The sequence below is a fragment of the Streptomyces sp. NPDC127106 genome (assembly GCF_042677605.1).
Taxonomy (GTDB): Bacteria; Actinomycetota; Actinomycetes; order Streptomycetales; family Streptomycetaceae; genus Streptomyces.
In genome coordinates this window covers 90,053-93,950 of sequence record NZ_JBHXTC010000023.1, presented here as the reverse complement: position 1 = coordinate 93,950, position 3,898 = coordinate 90,053, and the positions used below count along the sequence as shown (strand labels likewise).

The window sequence follows — 3,898 nt, the reverse complement described above, 5'->3', positions numbered from 1 at the left end:
GGCGGTACCGGCCCGGTGGGCGGGTAGCGCCGCCGCGGGGGGGGGGCGGGCGGGGGGGCCCGCCGCGGGGGGGCGGGGGGGGGCGGCGGCCCGGGCGGCGGCGGCCCAGCCCCGGCTCGGGCCGGTGGCCCGCTGGTCGCAGATCGGCCCGTACCGGATGCTGTCCGCGCTGGCGGCCGCGGAGCCGGCGGAGGACCCGGCGGTCCGGGCCCTGCTCTCCCCCGCCCACGGGGAACTGGTCCGCACCGCCGAGGTGTTCCTGGACTGCGCGGGCCAGGCGGGCCGTGCGGCGGCCGCGCTGGGCATCCACCGCCAGACCCTGTACTACCGGCTGTCCCGGGTGGAGCAGCTGACCGGGCTCGACCTGGACGAGGGCGAGGACCGCCTGCTGCTCCACATGGCGCTCAAAACGTCCCGCCTGCACGGCCATCGGGATGCGCGGCTGCACCGGCGGTGAGCCGGCGGCGCTGAACCGGCTCCGAACTGGCGCAGAACCGGCGCCGAGAACCGCGGGCCGGCCCCCGGTCCCGGGCGCGCCCGAGGAGCGGGGCCGCCGCTCGTCCGGCCGACGGCCCGTCAGTCCGGGGCGCCGGCCTCGCCCTTGGTGCCGCCGTCGGCCCTGGCGCCCAGCAGGCCTTCCGCCACCCGCCGCATCGCCTCGGTGAGCTCCTCCGCGGTGGCCGCCCCCTCGGGGTCGTACAGCCACTGCGCCATGACTCCGGTCAGCAGCGCCTGGTACAGCCCGCCGAGCGTGCGCACGTCGCGCTCGTCGAGCTCGTCCTCCGGGATCCCGGTGAACATCGAGACCAGTCCCCTGCGGCCTTCCGGCTCCGAAGCCAGGAGCATCTCGCGCAGCTCGGGCAGTGCGTCGCGGCTGAGCGCGATCTCCATGCTGGCCGCCCACATCGGCGCCGCCTGCTCGCGCCGGCCGAGGATGCCGTCCCAGACCGAGCGGAAGCGCTCCAGCGATCCGCCCTCGCCCGTGACGTCCGGCTGGAAGGCATCACCCCATTCCTGGGCGAGCGCGACGAACGCCTGCGTCAGCAGGGCGTCCTTGGAGCCGTAGTGGTAGCCGATCGACGCGAGGTTCGCGCCCGACGCGTTGACGATGTCCCGCGCGGTCGTCCGCACGAAACCCTTCTCGGCCAGGCACTTCTTCGCGCCTTCAAGGAGGTCTTCACGGTGTCCCATGCCCACACGGTAGCAAGACGAGCGTCCTAGACAAACGATCCATACGCTCGTACTAGACATACGTTTATGACGCTTGTACATTTCCTGCCATGACGAACTCCGCCGCACGCCGCGCCGGCCGCCGGGAATGGACCGCGTTCACGGTCCTCCTGCTGCCCCTGCTCCTGGTCTCGATGGACGCCTCGGTCCTCTACTTCGCCGTCCCGGCCATCACCCGGGAGCTCGACCCGAGCGCCACCCAGCAGCTGTGGATCTTCGACAGCTACGCCTTCGCCCTGTCCGGACTGCTCATCACCATGGGCTCCCTCGGCGACCGGATCGGCCGGCGCAGGCTGCTGCTGATCGGCGCCGCCGCCTTCGGCCTCGCCTCCGTGCTCGCCGCGTACGCCCCGAGCGCCGAACTCCTCATCGCCGCCCGCATCCTGCTCGGCATCGGCGGTGCCACCCTGATGCCCTCCACCCTGGGCCTCGTCCGGAACCTCTTCCCCGACGACCGGGAGCGCGCCCGGGCCATCGGCATCTGGTCCGCTGCCATGACCGGCGGCGTCGCGCTCGGCTCGGTCATGAGCGGCGTCATGCTGAACCACTTCTGGTGGGGCTCGGTCTTCCTCGTCAACGTGCCCGCGATGCTGCTCCTGCTGGCGCTCGTCCCCGTCCTGGTGCCCGAGTTCAAGGACCCGGCGCCCGGCCGGTTCGACCTGCTGAGCGTGCCGCTGTCGATGGGCACCGTCCTGCCCGTCGTCTACGGCCTCAAGGAGATCGCCTCCGAGGGCTTCACCGCGGGCCGGGGCCTGTGGATCGGCGCCGGCCTGGTCGTCGGGTACGCCTTCCTCCGTCGCCAGCGCAGCCGCGAGGACGCCATGATCAGCCGGTCGCTGTTCCGCCACCGGGTCTTCGGCACGGGCATCGCGCTCAACACCGTCGCCGCGTTCGCGGTCCTGGGCTCGGCCTACTTCACCACCCAGTACCTGCAGTCGGTGCTCGGTATGGGCACGCTGGAGGCCGCGCTCTGGAGCCTCGCGCCGTCCGTCGCCATCGGCGCCGCCGCGCCCCTCGCCGGCGTCCTCGCCCGGAAGACCGACCGGGCGTACGTCATCGCCGGCGGCTTCGTCCTCGCCGCCGCCGGCTTCGCCATGATCAGCCTGGTCGGCACCGACTCCCTGTGGCTGCTGCTCGCCGCCGCCGGAGTGCTGTCCTGCGGCATCGTCACGGTGATGTCCCTGGTCTCGGACCTGGCCCTGGCCGCGACCCCGGCCGAGAAGGCCGGCTCGGCCGCCTCCCTGCTGGAGACCGGCGCGGAGTTCGGCGGCGCCCTGGGCATGGCCCTCCTGGGGAGCATCGGCACCGCCGCGTACCGGGCCGACCTGGCCGGCGCCGACCCGGCCGTACGGGAGACCCTGGGCGGTGCGGTCGCGGCCGCCCAGCGGCTCGGCGGCCCTGCGGGCGAGCGGCTGCTGGCCCTGGCCCGAGAGGCCTTCGTGCACGGGATGGCGTACGCGGCCCTGGGCGGAGCGGCCCTGCTGCTGGTGGCGGCCGTGCTCGCGGCGGCGCTGCTGCGCCGGTCCGCGGTCCCGGCCGTGGCCGGGGGCCACACTGCCGGGGCCACCGGCGGGGCGGCTGCCGAGACCGCCGCCGCAGCACCCGGCCTCGCGGAGGCCCGGCGCTGACCGGCCGCGGCGAGCGGACTGCGGGGAGCGGACTGCGGCGAGCGGACTGCGGGGAGCGCGTACACGCGGGAAGGGCCCGGGGATTCACCTATGAGCTGGGCCTCGCCGTGGAGCGGGTGACGGGAATCGAACCCGCGCTCTGCGCTTGGGAATCACCGGGCCGTCACGGAGGGGGTTGACGCTGACCAGCGCAAACGGCCTCTGGTGATAATCGCGAGGCGTCGCGCTTGACTGCTCTTGACCGCTGGGATCCGCTCTTTCTGGCACGGATGTGGCACGGGCTTCCATCCGCTCCGACGGGTCGCGTCACCGACCCCGCACCCGACCACACTGTCACCCGAATGGCCCAACATGACGTGCCACCCACATGGGTGAAGATCAAGCTGGCTAGTGCCCCAACCGAGGCAATCTGTGAAAGGCGAACCAAATGCGCATTCGACGAATCCTCGCCGCAGTCTTCGCCGCGGCAGCCCTCGCCGGACTCGGCCTCACAGGCGCCGCCACCGCCACCGCCACCGCCGGCAGCGTCACCCCGGCCAGCGTCACCCCGGGTGAGTGCACGGACGGCGGCGGAACGATCGACCGGTCGACGCCCGTGCTCCCGACCTGCAGGGGCGGTACGTACGACGGGCAGACGGTCGACTGAACCCCACTAGGGCCCCGTTGCGAAAGTGGATCGGCGCCCCGCAGCCACGCGTTGCGGGGCGGCTCCCTCGCGAGCGTTCTCCCTCGGCTGACGGCTCAACGTACCTGGGAGGCGTGACGATCGCACACGGGCCCGATGAGGTCGGCGGGAGCGGCTTTGGGCTGGAGCTGCCATGGGGCGAATTGGGGCCCGTACGCTGGTCGCGAATCGGGCAGCCTCTAGGGCAGCAGCCTGTGCGGCCACACCCGGGACCACCTCGACGCAGTCGCTGCCGAACTCAACAGCCACCCACGCAAGACGCGGGGGGGGGGGGCGCCCCCCCCCCCCCCCCAAAAAAAAAAAAAAACACTCGACCCAAATGTGGTTGGGAGTCGCCCGCGAGACCACCCCGTCG

General features: G+C 73.2%; 4 protein-coding genes. 3 read left to right on the top strand and 1 reads right to left on the bottom strand.

What is annotated here, in order from left to right:
• Nucleotides 1-457: helix-turn-helix domain-containing protein (locus tag ACFVGY_RS20530; RefSeq protein WP_385679286.1), on the top strand; the 457-nt coding region annotated here is incomplete at its 5' end.
• A 119-nt stretch (nucleotides 458-576) separates the two neighbouring features.
• Here the strand turns inward: ACFVGY_RS20530 and ACFVGY_RS20525 are convergent.
• On the bottom strand, nucleotides 577-1,191 hold the full coding sequence (locus ACFVGY_RS20525; protein WP_385679283.1) for a TetR/AcrR family transcriptional regulator: 615 nt from the start codon (nucleotides 1,189-1,191) through the stop codon (nucleotides 577-579).
• Nucleotides 1,192-1,280: 89 nt separating this feature from the next.
• Between ACFVGY_RS20525 and ACFVGY_RS20520 the strand changes: the two genes are divergently transcribed.
• Together ACFVGY_RS20520 and ACFVGY_RS20515 are read left to right on the top strand one after the other, a co-directional pair.
• Nucleotides 1,281-2,858, top strand: coding sequence for an MFS transporter (locus ACFVGY_RS20520; protein WP_385679280.1), 1,578 nt, complete (start codon nucleotides 1,281-1,283; stop codon nucleotides 2,856-2,858).
• A gap of 427 nt (nucleotides 2,859-3,285) precedes the next feature.
• Complete coding sequence (locus ACFVGY_RS20515; RefSeq protein WP_385679277.1) at nucleotides 3,286-3,504, top strand: hypothetical protein; 219 nt, start codon at nucleotides 3,286-3,288, stop codon at nucleotides 3,502-3,504.
• Nucleotides 3,505-3,898 lie beyond the last annotated feature (394 nt).

What these genes read in the sequence shown, in the direction of transcription:
- ACFVGY_RS20525 (WP_385679283.1), bottom strand. Translation starts at nt 1,191, where the DNA reads ATGGGACACCGTGAAGACCTCCTTGAAGGCGCGAAGAAGTGCCTGGCC.
- ACFVGY_RS20520 (WP_385679280.1), top strand. Translation starts at nt 1,281, where the DNA reads ATGACGAACTCCGCCGCACGCCGCGCCGGCCGCCGGGAATGGACCGCG.
- ACFVGY_RS20515 (WP_385679277.1), top strand. Translation starts at nt 3,286, where the DNA reads ATGCGCATTCGACGAATCCTCGCCGCAGTCTTCGCCGCGGCAGCCCTC.